General features: G+C 59.1%; 13 protein-coding genes and 1 pseudogene. 6 read left to right on the top strand and 8 right to left on the bottom strand.

Annotated features, from left to right (window positions below; translation table 11 throughout):
- Positions 1-78: 78 nt before the first annotated feature.
- A complete protein-coding gene (locus RGM3321_RS23690; protein ID WP_057402883.1) occupies positions 79-984 on the bottom strand; it encodes a LysR substrate-binding domain-containing protein in 906 nt (301 codons plus the stop codon).
- Between the two features lie 505 nt (positions 985-1,489).
- Between RGM3321_RS23690 and RGM3321_RS23695 the strand changes: the two genes are divergently transcribed.
- From RGM3321_RS23695 to RGM3321_RS23720, 6 genes are all read left to right on the top strand, one after another.
- Positions 1,490-2,626 (top strand): branched-chain amino acid ABC transporter substrate-binding protein, encoded by a 1,137-nt coding sequence (locus RGM3321_RS23695; RefSeq protein WP_010193574.1) that lies wholly within the window; start codon positions 1,490-1,492, stop codon positions 2,624-2,626.
- Between the two features lie 161 nt (positions 2,627-2,787).
- Positions 2,788-3,702, top strand: coding sequence for a branched-chain amino acid ABC transporter permease LivH (locus tag RGM3321_RS23700; protein ID WP_096104484.1), 915 nt, complete (start codon positions 2,788-2,790; stop codon positions 3,700-3,702).
- A gap of 2 nt (positions 3,703-3,704) precedes the next feature.
- Positions 3,705-5,018: a high-affinity branched-chain amino acid ABC transporter permease LivM gene (gene livM, locus RGM3321_RS23705; RefSeq protein ID WP_002551845.1), complete on the top strand. Its 1,314-nt coding sequence runs from the start codon at positions 3,705-3,707 to the stop codon at positions 5,016-5,018.
- Positions 5,015-5,890, top strand: coding sequence for an ATP-binding cassette domain-containing protein (locus tag RGM3321_RS23710; RefSeq protein WP_244395060.1), 876 nt, complete (start codon positions 5,015-5,017; stop codon positions 5,888-5,890). Before livM ends, RGM3321_RS23710 begins: the two co-directional genes overlap by 4 nt.
- Positions 5,887-6,603, top strand: coding sequence for an ABC transporter ATP-binding protein (locus tag RGM3321_RS23715; protein ID WP_244395061.1), 717 nt, complete (start codon positions 5,887-5,889; stop codon positions 6,601-6,603). Before RGM3321_RS23710 ends, RGM3321_RS23715 begins: the two co-directional genes overlap by 4 nt.
- Positions 6,604-7,323: 720 nt before the next feature.
- Positions 7,324-8,088, top strand: a complete 765-nt coding sequence (locus RGM3321_RS23720) for an SDR family oxidoreductase (RefSeq protein ID WP_244395062.1) — start codon at positions 7,324-7,326, stop codon at positions 8,086-8,088.
- A gap of 42 nt (positions 8,089-8,130) precedes the next feature.
- Here RGM3321_RS23720 and RGM3321_RS23725 read toward each other — a convergent pair whose 3' ends face one another.
- From RGM3321_RS23725 to yghU, 7 genes and pseudogenes are all read right to left on the bottom strand, one after another.
- On the bottom strand, positions 8,131-9,345 hold the full coding sequence (locus RGM3321_RS23725) for an AGE family epimerase/isomerase (protein ID WP_244395063.1): 1,215 nt from the start codon (positions 9,343-9,345) through the stop codon (positions 8,131-8,133).
- 72 nt (positions 9,346-9,417) lie between these two features.
- The gene (gene dxs / locus RGM3321_RS23730) at positions 9,418-11,310 is read right to left on the bottom strand and encodes a 1-deoxy-D-xylulose-5-phosphate synthase (protein WP_244395064.1); all 1,893 of its coding nucleotides are present in this window, start codon (positions 11,308-11,310) and stop codon (positions 9,418-9,420) included.
- A gap of 160 nt (positions 11,311-11,470) precedes the next feature.
- The gene (locus tag RGM3321_RS23735; protein ID WP_058401230.1) at positions 11,471-12,358 is read right to left on the bottom strand and encodes a farnesyl diphosphate synthase; all 888 of its coding nucleotides are present in this window, start codon (positions 12,356-12,358) and stop codon (positions 11,471-11,473) included.
- Positions 12,355-12,600: an exodeoxyribonuclease VII small subunit gene (locus RGM3321_RS23740; protein WP_002551852.1), complete on the bottom strand. Its 246-nt coding sequence runs from the start codon at positions 12,598-12,600 to the stop codon at positions 12,355-12,357. The genes RGM3321_RS23735 and RGM3321_RS23740 overlap by 4 nt, the downstream gene beginning before the upstream one ends.
- Positions 12,601-12,701: 101 nt before the next feature.
- Complete coding sequence (metC, locus tag RGM3321_RS23745) at positions 12,702-13,868, bottom strand: cystathionine beta-lyase (RefSeq protein ID WP_244395065.1); 1,167 nt, start codon at positions 13,866-13,868, stop codon at positions 12,702-12,704.
- Between the two features lie 79 nt (positions 13,869-13,947).
- Positions 13,948-14,964: pseudogene (locus tag RGM3321_RS23750) on the bottom strand (PDDEXK nuclease domain-containing protein).
- 202 nt (positions 14,965-15,166) lie between these two features.
- Complete coding sequence (gene yghU / locus RGM3321_RS23755; RefSeq protein ID WP_244395066.1) at positions 15,167-16,009, bottom strand: glutathione-dependent disulfide-bond oxidoreductase; 843 nt, start codon at positions 16,007-16,009, stop codon at positions 15,167-15,169.
- Positions 16,010-16,130 lie beyond the last annotated feature (121 nt).

Raw genomic sequence — 16,130 nt, forward strand, 5'->3', positions numbered from 1 at the left:
GCCGGATAATGTCGGACCCGCGACTTCCTGTCTGTCACCACGGAAAGCTCACGGCCGGATGGGTGGGCATTGTCGCCCTTAACGGGCCGGTTGATCCAACTGTTCCAGCATCCACTGCAGAAAAACCCGGATTTTGGGCACGTCGGCAGTGTGTTCCGGATAGGACAGGTAGTACGCACTATTAGTGCTGGGCAATGCGTAATCCCATGCAATTACCAGCTTGTTCTCTGCCAGTTCTTCCTCGACCAGAAAGCGTGGCAACAGTGCGACACCGCAGCCGACCTGGGCGGCGCGGATGCACATATAGAACGTCTCAAAACGCGGCCCGTGATAACTGTGGTCGGTGTGATAGCCCTGGCTTTCGAACCATTCGTGCCAGGCTTCGGGGCGGAATGCATTCTGCAGCAGGACCAGTTCGCTCAACTGCGTCGGATCGCTGAGGGGGGCTTCCGGCAAGCTCTCAGGCGAACACACCGCTACCAGTTCTTCGCCAAACAGCTTCACGCTTTCCGCGCCCGGTATGGCGGCCTGGCCGAAATAGAACGATACGTCACAACGTCCCTTGATCAGGTCGTCAGACTCCTGTTCGTTGATCAGGTCCAAGTGAATATGCGGGTGACGCAAGCGCCAGCCCTTCAGGCGCGGCACCAGCCAGCGGGCACCGAAGGTCGACGGCGTCGAGACCCGCAGCACCTCGGTCTCGCCGCCATAAGAGCGCAGGAAGTGCGTGGACATCTCTATCTGGGTCAGGATCTTGCGCACTTCGGCCAGATACAGCGCCCCGGCTGGCGTCAACTGCAAACGTCGGCGGACGCGCTGAAACAGCAGATGCTGAACCAGCTCCTCGAGCTGCGCGACCTGTTTGCTGACGGCGCTCTGGGTCAGGTTGAGTTCTTCGGCCGCGCGGGTGAAGCTCAGGTGCCGGGTCACCGCCTCAAAGCATTGCAGCGCGGCTATCGAGGGCAGATGACGTTTGTTCAGCATGATGGTTTCTCTGTTCGAGGCGCGAGGGTGCAGGCACGGGCAATATGAATAATCGGAATGATATCTCGCTTAAAGGTCGTTTGTCGGTCGCATGCGGGAAGGTTATTACTGCGGGTGCGAGACGCGCGTTTCAGATTCAGACGTTGATTCCGGCAGTTTCGGCTGAATCCGCTAGCCTCAAATGGTGCGTCTCGTAGCGTTCGCGCACCGAGCATGTGCAATTCGGTGACGCGTGTTGTTACAGGTGGGTTGTCCAACGGTATTTGGCCGGGTTGCTATTAGATCCGGCTTGGGTTGCCCTTTTTATTGTGAGGGTTGCACCTTTGGCGTCTAAAGCGGTTGTACGGCCTGCGACTTGAGCAGTCATGTCACTGAATGGCAGGAAAAGCATTACATTTTCAATAAGAAAAAAGTGATGGCACGGGCCTTGCTCTAAGCAAACGCGTATCCGGGCAATCACGTAACCGCACTGCTAATTAAAAAAATATCCTCAGGAGCACCACTCATGTCGCATACGTTTTACAGGAAAGGTTTTCTGGCAATCGCAGTGGCAACTGCATTGGGCGTGTCTTCGTTTGCACAGGCGGACGTGAAAATCGGCGTTGCGGGTCCGATGACCGGCGCGAACGCATCATTTGGTCAGCAATACATGAAAGGTGCACAGGCAGCGGCCGACGCGATCAACGCGGCGGGCGGTGTCAACGGGGAAAAAATCGTGCTGGTCGCGGGCGATGACGCCTGTGAGCCTAAACAGGCTGTGGCAGTGGCCAACCGTCTGGTTGACCAGGACAAAGTGATCGGCGTGGTCGGGCACTTCTGCTCGTCATCGACCATTCCGGCTTCAGAGGTTTACAGCGATGCCGGGGTGATTGCCATCACGCCGGGTTCGACCAACCCGACGGTGACCGAGCGTGGCCTGAAGGAAATGTTCCGCATGTGCGGTCGTGACGATCAGCAGGGTGTGGTCGCCGGTGATTACATCGTTGATGTGCTCAAGGGCAAGAAAGTCGCGGTCATCAATGACAAGGACACGTACGGTAAAGGGCTTGCTGATGCCACTGCCAAACAACTGGTAGCGCGCGGCGTGAAGCCGGTGCTTGAGGAAGGTCTGACCCGTGGCGAAAAGGATTTCAGTGCTCTGGTAACGAAAATCCGCTCGACCGGTGCCGACGTTGTGTACTTCGGTGGCCTGCATCCGGAAGCCGGTCCACTGGTTCGTCAGATGCGCGAGCAGGGCCTCAAGGACGTCAAGTTCATGTCCGATGACGGTATCGTGACTGACGAACTGGTCACCACTGCCGGTGGTGCGCAATACGTTGACGGCGTGTACATGACCTTCGGTGCCGACCCGCGCGTACTGCCGGATAGCAAGGCAGTCGTGGACCAATTCCGCAAGTCCGGTTACGAGCCTGAAGGCTATACCCTCTACGCGTACGCTTCCATACAGGCCCTGGCTGCCGGTTTCAATGGTGCCAAATCCAACAAGGGCGACAAAGCCGCAGAGTGGCTCAAAGCGCATCCGGTCAAGACTGTCATGGGTGAAAAAGCCTGGGATGCCAAAGGCGACCTGAAAGTCTCCGACTATGTGGTTTACCAGTGGGACGCCACCGGCAAATACAAGCAACTCGAAAAACAGAAGTGAGATAGACCTCGTGTCAGTTCTGTCCGGCAGACGCTGACCCGGTGATGGGCTCGCCCATGAGCGAGCCTGCATCTCTTTTATTGTTTTCGGACCTGTCGGTCGCACCTCACGAGGGTGTGAGCGGCAGGGTGCTGAGCTGCCTTTCAGTGTGAGCGTGCGTGATGGATGGGATCTTCCTGCAACAAATGGTCAACGGACTCACCCTCGGGTCTGTCTATGGCCTCATTGCCATCGGCTATACGATGGTCTACGGCATCATCGGCATGATCAACTTCGCCCACGGCGACGTATATATGATTTCCGCCTACCTGGCCGCTATCGGTCTGGCGGTTCTGTCTTTCTTCGGACTGGAATCCTTTCCATTCCTGATTCTCGGCACGCTGGTCTTCACCATCGTGGTTACCGGTGTTTACGGCTTCGTCATCGAGCGCGTGGCGTACAAGCCACTGCGCAACTCGACCCGTCTGGCGCCGCTGATCAGCGCTATCGGCATTTCCCTGATCCTGCAGAACTACGCACAGATCAGCCAGGGTGCGCGCCAGCAAGGCGTGCCTACGCTGCTCGAAGGTGCGTGGCGCTTTGAAGTCGGCAGCGGATTCGTGCAGATCACCTACACCAAGATCTTCATTCTCATCGCCGCTTTTGTGGGCATGGGCGTGCTGACCTACATCATCAAATACACCAAGCTGGGCCGCATGTGCCGCGCCACGCAGCAGGACCGCAAGATGGCGTCGATCCTTGGCATCAACACTGATCGGGTCATCTCCTACGTGTTCATCATCGGTGCTGCCATGGCGGCGCTGGCCGGTGTGCTGATCACCATGAATTACGGTACGTTCGACTTCTATGCCGGCTTCATCATCGGCATCAAGGCGTTCACTGCCGCGGTGCTGGGCGGGATCGGCTCGCTGCCGGGCGCCATGTTGGGCGGTTTGATCCTGGGGGTTGCCGAGTCGCAGTTCTCCGGCCTGATCAACTCCGATTACAAAGACGTGTTCAGTTTCGGCCTGTTGGTGCTGATCCTGATTTTCCGTCCCCAAGGCCTGCTGGGTCGCCCACTCGTGGCGAAGGTATAAGTATGTCCGCTCCTGTTGCTGCTCCTGTCGTCAAACCTGTTGAAATCAAGAAAAGCCTGATAGATGCCGTGGTTGCGGGGCTGCTGGCACTGATCGTGTTCGGTCCCATCGTCGGGATTGTGCTCGATGGCTACAGCTTCAACCTGCAACCCACCCGCGTGGCCTGGCTGGTGGCCGTGGTCATGGTCGGTCGTTTTCTGATCAGCCTGTTTCTGCAAACACCCAAAGGCATACGTGTTTCCCAGAGCTTCGAAAGCTCCGACTCCGGCGTGCATGTGCTCAAGCCTGATCACAAGTCCCGCCTGTACTGGATCATTCCGCTACTGATCGTGATTGCCATCGTGTTTCCGATCTTCGCCAACAAGTACATTCTGACCGTGGTTATCCTCGGGCTGATCTACGTATTGCTGGGGCTGGGCCTGAATATCGTGGTCGGCCTGGCCGGCCTGCTCGATCTGGGCTACGTGGCGTTCTACGCCATTGGAGCCTATGGCTTGGCGCTCGGTTATCAGTACCTTGGCCTGGGCTTCTGGTCGGCGCTGCCGCTGGCGGCAATTGCGGCGGCACTGGCCGGATGTATCCTGGGCTTTCCGGTGTTACGCATGCATGGCGATTATCTGGCCATCGTGACGCTGGGCTTCGGGGAAATCATCCGTCTGGTGCTGAATAACTGGCTGTCGTTCACGGGCGGTCCGAATGGTGTGCCGGTGCCGTCACCGACCTTTTTCGGCCTGGAGTTCGGGCGTCGTGCCAAGGACGGTGGCATTCCGATTCATGAATATTTCGGCTTCGATTACAACCCGGACCTGAAATTCCTGTTCATCTACACCGTGCTGTTTCTCGTCGTGCTGGCCGTGTTGTTCATCAAGCATCGTCTGACTCGCATGCCGATCGGCCGCGCCTGGGAAGCCCTGCGCGAGGATGAGATTGCCTGCCGTTCAATGGGCCTCAATCATGTACTGGTCAAGCTCTCGGCGTTCACCATCGGTGCTTCGACGGCGGGGCTGGCCGGAGTGTTTTTCGCCAGCTATCAGGGTTTCGTCAACCCGACGTCATTCACCTTCTTCGAGTCTGCACTGATTCTGGCGATTGTGGTGCTGGGTGGTATGGGGTCGACCGTAGGGGTGGTTATCGCTGCGTTCGTGCTGACTGTAGCGCCTGAACTGCTGCGCAGCTTCTCCGAGTACCGCGTGCTGCTGTTCGGCATCCTGATGGTGTTGATGATGATCTGGCGCCCACGCGGGCTTATCCGCATCAGCCGCACTGGCGTGAAACCGCGCAAGGGTGCACTGGTGACAGAAGGAGGTGCGCGATGAGTAATGAAGTGATTCTTTCCGTCGAGCACCTGATGATGCACTTCGGCGGCATCAAGGCTCTCAGCGATGTCAGCCTCAAAGTCCGTCGCAATTCTATCTTCGCTTTGATCGGCCCCAACGGTGCAGGCAAGACCACCGTGTTCAACTGCCTGACCGGTTTCTACAAGGCCACAGGCGGCCGCATCGAGTTGCACACCCGCAACAAGACCACCAACGTGATCAGGCTGCTGGGCGAGCCGTTCAAGGCAACCGACTTTGTTTCGCCGAAAAGCTTCTTCAGCCGGGTGTACTACAAAATGTTCGGCGGTACCCATCTGGTCAACAGGGCAGGGCTTGCGCGTACGTTTCAGAACATTCGTCTGTTCAAGGAAATGTCGGTCGTTGAAAACCTGCTGGTTGCTCAGCACATGTGGGTCAACCGCAGCCTGATCAGCGGGATCCTCAACACCAAAGGCTACCGCAAGGCTGAGGAAGACGCGCTCAATACGGCGTTCTACTGGCTGGAAGTCGTGGACCTGGTGGATTGTGCCAATCGTCTGGCCGGAGAGCTGTCCTACGGGCAGCAACGGCGCCTGGAAATCGCCCGGGCCATGTGCACGCGCCCGCAGGTGATCTGTCTGGATGAACCTGCTGCCGGTCTCAACCCGCAGGAAACCGAGGCGCTCAGCGGCATGATCCGCCTGCTGCGCGATGAACACGACATGACCATTGTGCTGATCGAGCACGATATGGGCATGGTCATGGGCATTTCCGACGATATTGTGGTGCTTGACCACGGCAACGTGATTGCCATGGGCGGGCCGGAACAGATCCGGAACGATCCGAAAGTGATCGCCGCGTACCTGGGCGCTGATGAAGAGGAGTTGGTATGAGCAAGCCGATCCTCGAACTGAAAGAGATCGATGTGTTTTACGGGCCGATTCAGGCTTTGAAGAAGGTCTCGCTGCACATAAACGAGGGCGAAACGGTGAGCCTGATCGGCTCCAACGGTGCGGGCAAGTCCACGCTGCTGATGTCGATCTTCGGCCAGCCGCGCGCTGCCAGTGGGCAGATCATTTATCAAGGCACGGACATCACCCAGAAGTCCTCGCACTACATCGCGTCCAATGGCATTGCGCAGTCGCCGGAAGGGCGGCGGGTGTTCCCCGACATGTCGGTCGAGGAGAACCTGATGATGGGCACTATCCCGATTGGCGACAAGCATTCGGTCGAAGACATGCAGCGCATGTTCGAACTGTTCCCCAGGCTCAAGGAGCGCCGCAATCAGCGCGCCATGACCATGTCCGGTGGCGAGCAGCAAATGCTCGCCATCGCCCGCGCGCTGATGAGTCGTCCCAAGTTGCTGTTGCTCGACGAGCCGAGCCTGGGGCTGGCGCCGATCATCGTCAAACAGATCTTCTCGACCCTGCGGGAACTGGCAGCGACCGGCATGACGATCTTTCTGGTCGAGCAGAACGCCAACCATGCGCTGAAGCTGTCTGATCGCGCCTACGTGATGGTCAATGGCGAGATCCGGCTGTCCGGCACGGGCAAGGAATTGCTTGTAAATGAAGAGGTCAGGAACGCTTATCTGGGCGGACACTGAGTTCGTCAAAACCCTGCCGTTTTCGACGCGCGCCCCGAATGTGCAAACATCCGGGGTGTCGCTTTTTGCAATTGTGGAAAACAATTTTGACGGCGCTGCCAGGTGCGACATAAAACCGCTGCAAATGGTTGTTTTGTCACTGTTTTGACTTGTTCAGGTTTACTGTGGAACCGGCTGTTAATAACTTGGGAGTATGTGCCTGAAGGCCTTTATGCATAAGGCCTGTAGAGGATTGATTAAATTTTGATCAAGGGTTTTGGACTGGCTTTCAGGGGGGGTTGTCAACAGCATTGAAACTGGTCGTTCATACAGCTTTTTCAGTTACACAGCCTGTGGATAAGTCTGTTAACAAGCCTTGGAAATAGTGATCCAGCCGTTACTGCGTCTGGGCTACAGGCCATCACGATTTTCTGACGCCTGGTGGCGTCCTGGCAGTATCGGGCAAAGTCAAGGTGAAAACTTCTCCGGATCTGCTGGAAGCCCCGAACGACGGGACTTTCAGCATGACCGACTTGCCCCCAGAGATTGTGTGTCTGACTGTGGATAAGGTGGGCAAAACTCCCTGCAAGGCCCGTGGCGTATGACTCGGCTTGAGTTGGTTGTTTTTTGTACAAATACATTGGGTTGTTGCATCGACGTGCCGCTGACGGGCATTCTGCTGCCCTCGTCAGAACTTATTAACAGGTGCGCTGTTTTTTCGCGCCAGGTCAGGAGAACGAAATGACTTCCACTGTATTCATCACGGGCGCTACTTCCGGTTTCGGTGAGGCCTGTGCCCGCCGTTTTGCCGAAGCAGGCTGGTCGCTGGTATTGACTGGCCGTCGCGAGGACCGTCTTGCCGCGTTGAGCGCCGAGCTGTCGAAGCAGACCAAGGTGCATACGCTGGTACTGGATGTGCGTGACCGCAAGGCAATGGAGAGTGCCATCGCAGATTTGCCTGAAGAGTTCGGCAGTATTCGCGGGCTGATCAACAACGCCGGTCTGGCGCTGGGGATCGACCCTGCGCCCAAGTGCGATCTGGATGACTGGGACACCATGATCGACACCAACGTCAAAGGTCTGGTCTACACCACACGCCTGTTGCTTCCACGCCTGATTGCGCATGGTCGCGGCGCAAGTATCGTCAACCTAGGCTCGGTAGCCGGCAACTATCCTTATCCGGGTGGTAACGTCTACGGTGGCACCAAGGCGTTTGTCGGGCAGTTCTCGCTGAACCTGCGTAACGACCTGATCGGCACTGGCGTACGCGTCACCAACCTGGAGCCCGGGCTGTGCGAGAGCGAGTTCTCGCTGGTGCGTTTCGGCGGCGACCAGGCCAAGTACGACGCCACTTACGCGGGCGCCGAGCCGATTCAGCCGCAGGACATAGCCGACACTATCTTCTGGATCATGAGCACGCCAGCGCACGTCAATATCAACAGCCTGGAACTGATGCCAGTCAGCCAGACCTGGGCCGGTTTTGCGATTGATCGTAACCGCGGTTGATTGTTTGCTGATCGGGCCGCACAGATGGTGCGGTTCGATCGATCAGTCTTCTACATGCGTCGGCGGCGGGAAAGCGTTCACGAAGCGGTTCTCGACAAAGTCGGCCAGCCCGATGTAACAGGTTGCCAGGTGGTAAGGCGTGGTCGACGGCATGTCGCTGCGGCTGACCGTGCCATCGGGCTCCACGCACTCATTCCAGCCTTTGGCATGCAGGAAGCGCTGCGCAAAGGCTGACAGTTGCTCCGTCAAGCTCGCCTCGCCCTCCGGCCGCATGGCCATGGCTCGCAGGTATTCCGCCTGAGCCCAGATCCGCTGGGTGGCGTCGCGTACCGTGCCATCAAGTGTCAGCATTGCGGTCACTGCGCCGCTCTTTGCCTCGACACCCTGTGCCTGAGCGTATGCAAACGCGCGGGTCATGGATTCGTGCAGCTCGCGCCCGTGCAGCTCTGGCGACGATTGCAGCAGGAAGAACCATTCGAACTGATGACCTGGCTCGTACCAGTTATCCACAGCGCCCAAGGGTTTCTCCAGCATCACGCCGGTGGCGGTGTCGACAAAGCGGCGCTGCATGTGGATAACCAGGGCGTCCAGCGCTGACTGGGTTGCAGGGTCGGCGCGCACCGACAGCGTTGCCAGAAACGCCTCTGCCAGATGCATCAAGGGGTTCTGGAGCGGGCCGGTGCCCAGCGTCGACCAGTCTTCATCGAGTTGCGCTTCGTACAGCCCGTCATCGTCGGCAAAGCGCTCCGCTACAACACTGAGCGCCGCATTGAGCACGGACTCTGCCAGCGGGTCCTGCACCTGCGCCCAGTAATGTGCGCAGGCGAAAATAATGAAGGCGTGAGTGTAGAGGTCCTTGCGGCGATCCAGAGGTTTGCCCTGCGGATCGATGCTATAGAACCAGCCGCCATGCTCGGCATCGTGGAAGTGCTGTTGCAGGGAGCGAAACAGCTCAGCGGCGCGGGCTCGGGCGTTCGGTACTTCGACGTTATCGATAAGGCTGGAAAACAGAAACAATTGACGTGCACAGGCCATGGCGCGATAGCGTTGCGGCACTAGAGGCTGATCGTTGGCGTCGAGCGCTTCGTAAGGCAATGCCAATTGTGCGTTCCAGCCAGGGCCCTGCCAGAGCGGAACGACGACCTGCAGAAAGTGCTGCTGCAAGGCAGCGAACACCGAGGTCAATTCAGGCGTGGAGGCGGAGCGGGTCACATGAGGCATCGGCTGGCATCGCGGCAGTGTCGAAGTGCGCAGCATGTTATCAGGATTGCTGCGTCCGGGGTCGTGGTGATCGTTCCTCACGCTCGGCGCGTGAGGAACCTCTGCCATTCAACCAATCAACGCCAACCGCTCATTGATCGCCGCTTCGATCCCTTGGGCGTCCAGCCCGCACTCAGCCAGCATCTGCGCAGGCTTGGCATGCTCGACATAGGTGTCCGGCAGGCCCAGGTGCAATACCGACTTGAGGATATTGGCGCGTGCCAGAAACTCGCTGACCGCAGCACCGGCACCGCCCATCACTGCGTTCTCCTCCAGCGTAACCAGCAGTTCGTGACCGGCGGCCGCTTCTCGCACCAGACCCTCGTCCAGCGGCTTGACGAAACGCATGTCGATCACCGTCGCATCCAGCTTTCCGGCCACCACCAGCGCATCGGCCAGTTGCACGCCAAACACCAGTATCGCAACGCCTTGGCCCTGACGACGCACAACGCCCTTGCCGATTTCGACGGGGTCAAGACCTGCCTCGATCAACGCGTTCGGACCGGTGCCGCGTGGGTAGCGCACTGCCGCGGGGCCTGTGTGCAGGTAACCGGTGCTGAGCAGCTTGCGCAGTTCATTTTCGTCACTCGGCGTCATGACCACAATGCCGGGGATGCAGCGCAGGTAGGACAGGTCGAAGCTGCCTGCGTGAGTCGGGCCGTCTTCGCCCACAAGCCCGGCGCGGTCGATGGCGAACAGTACGTCGAGGTTCTGCACCGCGACGTCATGCACCAGTTGATCGTAGCCGCGCTGCAGGAAGGTCGAGTAGATAGCCACGACCGGCTTGCTGCCTTCGCAGGCCATACCGGCCGCCAGCGTTACAGCGTGTTGTTCGGCTATGGCAACATCGAAGTAGCGTTCTGGAAAGCGCTCGCTGAATGCAACCAGGTCAGAGCCTTCCTTCATTGCTGGCGTGATGCCCACCAGCCGTGAGTCAGCCTCGGCCATGTCGCAGATCCACTGACCGAACACCCCGGAATACTTCGGCGCGCTGATCTTCTTCTGGGCGACAGGCGCATTCAGCGGCTCAAGCTTGGTAATGGCGTGATAACCGATCGGGTCGACTTCGGCTGGCGCAAAACCTTTACCTTTCTTGGTCACGACGTGCAGAAACTGCGGGCCTTTCAGGTCACGCATGTTGCGCAGCGTAGCAATCAGGGTCGGCAGGTCGTGGCCATCTATAGGGCCGATGTAGTTCCAGCCCAACTCTTCGAAAAGCGTGCCCGGGACCAGCATGCCTTTGGCGTATTCTTCGGTGCGACGCGCGATTTCCCAGGCCCCGGGCAGGCGCGAAAGCACCTTTTTGCTGCCTTCGCGCATGCTGCTGTACGTGCGGCTGGAAAGAATCTTGGCCAGGTAATTCGACAGGCCGCCGACATTGCGCGAGATCGACATGTCGTTGTCGTTGAGAATCACCAGCATGTTGGCTGCCACTTCCGGCGCGTGGTTCAACGCTTCGAAGGCCATGCCGGCAGTCAGCGCACCGTCGCCGATCACGGCAATGGATTTGCGCTCGCTGCCTAGCAGGCGCGAGGCAATCGCCATGCCGAGGGCGGCGCTGATAGAAGTGCTGGAGTGCCCGACGCCAAAGGTGTCGTACTCGCTCTCGCTACGACGTGGAAAGGCCGCCACCCCATCCTTCTGGCGCAGGGTGGACATGCGCGCGCGACGGCCGGTGAGGATCTTGTGCGGATAGGCTTGATGACCCACGTCCCACACCAGACGGTCGTCCGGGGTGTCGAAAACGTAATGCAGCGCGATGGTCAGCTCGATGACCCCAAGACCGGCACCAAAATGCCCTCCGGTCTGGCCAACGGAATACAGCAATTCCAGGCGCAGTTCATCGGCCAGGGTTTCCAGCTCGGCTTCGCCCAGACGGCGCAGGCCGTGCGGGGTATCGGCTCGGTCGAGCAACGGCGTGACCGGGCGCTCGCGGGGGATCTCTTTGAACGTCGTGGGCATCAGGCGAATCGTTATAAGTAAAAGAGGCGGCAGTTTACCTTATGCATCGCAAGCTGCCCATGAAGTGAGCCGGCGGATGGTCCGCCGACTCACACGCTTAATGACTGAGACCTGACGAACCGTGGTTGATTCAGCAGATTTCCGGTTTCGGTGACGGTGATCAGTGGCGGCGTTCGACGATATAGCGTGCCAGCTCGCGCAACGGCTCTGCGGCGGCATCGAACGGGCTCAGCGCCGTCAGCGCCTGATCACGCAGTTCCAGTGCATAGTGCTTGGCCGCTTCCAGGCCTAGCAACGCAGGGTAGGTCGGCTTGTCGCGAGCGATGTCGGCACCCTGACGCTTGCCGAGGGTAGCAGTATCGCTTTCGACATCGAGAATGTCGTCCTGAACCTGAAAGGCCAGACCGACCGCGCGCGCATAGACCTGCAAGGCGTCAAGACGGGGCTGATCGGCTTGACCACTGGCCAGTGCGCCAAGCCGGACGCTGGCTTCGATCAACGCACCGGTCTTGTGCCGATGCATGTATTCCAGAGCTGCCTGATCAAGCTTCAGTCCTACTGAGCCCAGATCGATCGCCTGCCCGCCCACCATACCTGCTGGCCCGGCAGCGGCTGCGAGGGTGTTGACCATCTGCAGACGCGTTTCAGCATCACGTGAGGTCAGGTGCGGCGCTAGCAGCGCAGTGAACGCCAGGCTTTGCAGGCCGTCACCTGCCAGGATCGCACAGGCTTCATCGAAGGCCTTGTGCGTGGTCGGCTGGCCGCGACGCAGGTCGTCATCGTCCATCGCCGGTAGATCGTCGTGCACCAGCGAGTAAGCATGAATCAGTTCAACCGCACAGGCTGCGCCGTTGGCATCTTCGGCTACGCCGCCCAGCGCTTCGCAGGCCGCATAGGCCAGCAGCGGGCGCACGCGCTTGCCGCCGTTCATCACGCTGTAGCGCATGGCTTCGTAAAGGCGGTTCAGCTCAGGACTCGGTGCCTGAAACAGTTTTTCGAGTGCTGCGTTGACGCGAGTCTGGCTTTGCGCTTGATAGCTCGCGATCATTCGGGAAGTTCCGCATCGTCGAACGGCTCTTCGCTCAGTTCGCCATCGCGCTCCAGCAGTACCTGGACCTTCTGTTCGGCCTGGGTGAGGGCGCTCTGGCAGTCGCGGGTCAGGCGCACGCCTTGTTCGAAGGCGGTCAGGGAGTCTTCCAGAGACAACTCGCCGTTCTCCAGCCGCTCTACCAGCGCTTGCAGATCAGCGAGTGACTGTTCGAAATCCAGTGCAGCTTTCTTGCGGGCCATGGGGCATTTCCGGTAGAGGTTAAACCGCGCGACACTAGCAGAGCGAGGGCGTCTGGGCAAATTGCGGCGACGGAGCCGCGCTCTGTGAGCGACCGTCGCGGTCAGCCTGCCGCAAACCCGTTCTGCAGGTCAGCGATCAGATCTTCCGGGCTTTCCAGGCCAATCTGCAGCCGCAGCATCGGGCCAACGCCCTTGTCAGGACCATACTGCTCGACCTCAGTGATCAGACTTTCGAAACCGCCCCAGGAATAACCGATCCCGAACAGTTTCAACGCGCCGGTAAAGCGATCCAGCACCTGCCGGTCAGCAGTGTTGAATTCGAAACTGAGCAAGCCGTTGCAGCCATGGAAATCGCGCTTCCAGATCGCGTGGCCCGGATCGTCCGGCAAAGCGGGATAGAGCACGCGGGCAACCTGAGGCTGGGCCTGCAGCCATTGTGCGATCTGCAGCGCATGGCGCTCATGCATGGCCATGCGCGCCGCCAGGCTGCGGGCACCGCGCAGCACCAGATAGGCATCGTCGGGGCTGACGGTATTGCCCACGGCGGTGTTCATGGTTTTCAGGGTATGCCAATGCGCTTCGGTGGTGCTGACGCTGCCCATCATCACGTCGGAATGGCCGGCCACGTACTTGGTCAGGGCCATCAGCGAAATGTCCGCGCCCAGCTCCAGCGGCTTGTACAGTACCCCCGAGCCCCAAGAGTTATCCACAGCCAGCAGCAGATTCCTTGCTTTGCACAGCTGTGACAGAGCGGGCAGGTCACACATGTCGAATGTCAGCGAGCCGGGCACCTCGGCATAGATCATCCGGGTGTTGGCCTTGATCAGCGATTCCACGTTACTGCCGTCGGCCGCGTAGAAGTCGAACTGGATGTCGAAGGCGGTCAGCATGGTTTTCGCCAGCCGTCGAACAGGGCCATAGACCGATTCGGTGATCAGGACATGATCGCCTGGGCGCAGAAACGATTGAAGCATCTGTGCCACTGCGGCCAGCCCGGTCGGGTACAGGCAGGTGCCGTGTGCGCCTTCGAGCTCGGAGATCAGGTCCTGCAAGGCAAATGCGGTCGGATTGCCGTTGGCACCGTAAGTCAACGAGCGCTCCGGCCCCGTGGTGCGAATTTCCGCCTGCCGCAAGCTTTCCAGACTGTCGAACAGCACCGTACTGAGGCGCACGACGGGTGGGTTGACCGCAATCCCGGGCCCGCTGCCGGCGCTGCGGCCGCGTTGCGACAGGGCGGTGTGGGCACGGGGGTCTTTGTCTTGCGGCATTAGAGGCTCCGGGTCGAAAAGGCTTGCAGGCTGCGGCTCAGGTACCCGCAAGCGTAATGCATCGTGCGCCTGGCAGGTATCACTGATCGTTCAACACAGCGCTCGCGTAGAACTCATGCAGTTTCGCTTGCAGTAACTGTCTGTCCGGCAGGCGGGTCAGGTACTCGGCAATCAACGCGGGTGAAAGCGAGCGGTTCAGAGCGTACTCGACGACTTCGTCGTTTTTGCTGGCGCAGAGTAAGACGCCAATGGCCGGGTTTTCATGGGATTTGCGTTCGTTGCGGTCCAGCGCTTCCAGGTAGAAGTCCAGTTTGCCGAGGTATTCGGGCTCAAAGCGGCCGACCTTGAGTTCAATGGCAACGAGGCAATTGAGGCCTCGATGGAAAAACAGCAGATCCAGAGCAAAGTCCTGGCTGCCGACCTGCAACGCGTACTCGGAGCCGACAAAACAGAAATCGCGGCCTAGCTCGATCAGAAAGTCCCTCAGGCGCTTCAACAAGCCGCCATGCAGGTCCGCTTCGGCGTGCCCCGGTGGCAGCTCCAGAAACTCCACCATATAGGCATCACGGAATATATCCAGTGCGGCCGGCCGGGTTTCCTTGAGCATCGCCGAGGCTTTGGCTGGCTGGGTGACAGTGCGCTCGAATAGAGCGTTCTTGAATTGGCGTTCAAGTTCGCGTTTTGACCACCTTTCCTGAGTTGCCATTTTCAGGTAGAACTCGCGTTCTTCAGGACGCTTGCTCTGGCTGAAAATGATCAGGTTATGTGATCAGGATAATTGTCGCGCCAGTGGCGCGACTTTCTCTTCTGCACGGTAAATCTCATAGAATTGACGCATGCGAAAGAGGTTGCTGCGCGTAAAACCACGCAGTCCTGGCTGGGTGGTGGCCAGATGCTCGGCAAGCTGGGTGACCACGGCGTCACCCCATTCAGCGTTTTCAAGCTTGCGACTGATGTAGGCGCCGACTTGCCAGTAAAGCTCGATCAATTGGGTGTTCACCGCCTGTGCGGCCTGCTGTCGAGCGCTCCGGATCATGGCGAGCACTTCATCAAAGCGATCATGTACAGGCGTATGCGGTGTGTTGGGAGTACTCATACTGAAAGTACTCCACCGCGTGGCAACCTGATGGGCGATTGCAAGCGAAAGTCTGGAAGAACAGTTGTTCGGCTCATAAAGGCGCGTCCTTGGGCGGTGGCTAAGGTCGGCTACTTTACGTGCAGATCAGGACGTTCTGTTCCAGAGTTTCCTGTGGGTTTGTAGCATCAGGTTTCTGTCCGCGAAGGACTTGACGTGTGCCTTATTTATCCAGATCGGACGCCTGATGCCGCTCCGGAACCTGATCGGCTTCTTCGCCCCAGGTGCGGTTGACCTTCTGGCCTCTGATGACGGCAGGGCGTGCGGCGATTTCTTCTGTCCAGCGAATCAGGTGCGGGTATTCGTGTACCGAGAGGAATTCGGCAGCCGAGTACACCTTGTTCTGCACCAGTGCGCCATACCATGGCCAGACCGCGATATCGGCAATCGTGTAGGTGTCGCCGGCCAGGTAGCGGTGCTCGCCCAGGCGACGGTTCAGCACATCGAGTTGGCGCTTGGCCTCCATCGCGAACCGATTGATGGGGTATTCGAGTTTCTCCGGCGCGTAGGCATAGAAATGCCCGAAACCGCCGCCCAGATGCGGCGCAGCGCCCATCTGCCAGAACAGCCAGTTCAGCGTTTCGGTTCGGCCTGCCGGGTCGGCGGGCAGGAAGCTGGAAAACTTTTCGGCCAGGTACAGCAGGATAGAGCCGGACTCGAATACCCGAACAGGTGTTTCATGGCTTCGATCCAGCAATGCCGGGATCTTGGAATTGGGATTGATCTCGACAAAACCGCTGGAGAACTGATCGCCCTCGGAGATACGGATCAGCCAGGCATCGTATTCCGCACCGCTGTGCCCGAGCGCCAGCAGCTCTTCGAGCATGATCGTGACCTTCACACCGTTGGGGGTGGCCAGCGAATAAAGCTGCAGCGGGTGCTTGCCGACCGGCAGCTCCTTGTCGTGCGTGGGGCCGGCGACGGGCCGGTTGATGCTGGCGAACGTGCCGCCCGCTTTTGTTTCCTGCTGCCAGACCTTCGGCGGGGTGTAGGACGTTTGGGTCATGAGGAGCCTCGCTTGTTCAAGAGTGATCGCTGGACCGGTCGTATTGCGAATGACCATTGACGTTATAGATCAACGTGCGCGGATGGAAGTGCCTTGCGATTCTGATCGGGCGTGGCGAGGC

It is taken from the genome of Pseudomonas sp. RGM 3321, assembly GCF_022836805.1.
GTDB lineage: Bacteria > Pseudomonadota > Gammaproteobacteria > Pseudomonadales > Pseudomonadaceae > Aquipseudomonas.

What these genes read in the sequence shown, in the direction of transcription:
- RGM3321_RS23695 (WP_010193574.1), top strand. Translation starts at nt 1,490, where the DNA reads ATGTCGCATACGTTTTACAGGAAAGGTTTTCTGGCAATCGCAGTGGCA.
- RGM3321_RS23725 (WP_244395063.1), bottom strand. Translation starts at nt 9,345, where the DNA reads ATGCTGCGCACTTCGACACTGCCGCGATGCCAGCCGATGCCTCATGTG.
- RGM3321_RS23740 (WP_002551852.1), bottom strand. Translation starts at nt 12,600, where the DNA reads ATGGCCCGCAAGAAAGCTGCACTGGATTTCGAACAGTCACTCGCTGAT.
- dxs (WP_244395064.1), bottom strand. Translation starts at nt 11,310, where the DNA reads ATGCCCACGACGTTCAAAGAGATCCCCCGCGAGCGCCCGGTCACGCCG.
- RGM3321_RS23700 (WP_096104484.1), top strand. Translation starts at nt 2,788, where the DNA reads ATGGATGGGATCTTCCTGCAACAAATGGTCAACGGACTCACCCTCGGG.
- RGM3321_RS23720 (WP_244395062.1), top strand. Translation starts at nt 7,324, where the DNA reads ATGACTTCCACTGTATTCATCACGGGCGCTACTTCCGGTTTCGGTGAG.
- livM (WP_002551845.1), top strand. Translation starts at nt 3,705, where the DNA reads ATGTCCGCTCCTGTTGCTGCTCCTGTCGTCAAACCTGTTGAAATCAAG.
- RGM3321_RS23690 (WP_057402883.1), bottom strand. Translation starts at nt 984, where the DNA reads ATGCTGAACAAACGTCATCTGCCCTCGATAGCCGCGCTGCAATGCTTT.
- RGM3321_RS23715 (WP_244395061.1), top strand. Translation starts at nt 5,887, where the DNA reads ATGAGCAAGCCGATCCTCGAACTGAAAGAGATCGATGTGTTTTACGGG.
- RGM3321_RS23735 (WP_058401230.1), bottom strand. Translation starts at nt 12,358, where the DNA reads ATGATCGCGAGCTATCAAGCGCAAAGCCAGACTCGCGTCAACGCAGCA.
- RGM3321_RS23710 (WP_244395060.1), top strand. Translation starts at nt 5,015, where the DNA reads ATGAGTAATGAAGTGATTCTTTCCGTCGAGCACCTGATGATGCACTTC.
- yghU (WP_244395066.1), bottom strand. Translation starts at nt 16,009, where the DNA reads ATGACCCAAACGTCCTACACCCCGCCGAAGGTCTGGCAGCAGGAAACA.
- metC (WP_244395065.1), bottom strand. Translation starts at nt 13,868, where the DNA reads ATGCCGCAAGACAAAGACCCCCGTGCCCACACCGCCCTGTCGCAACGC.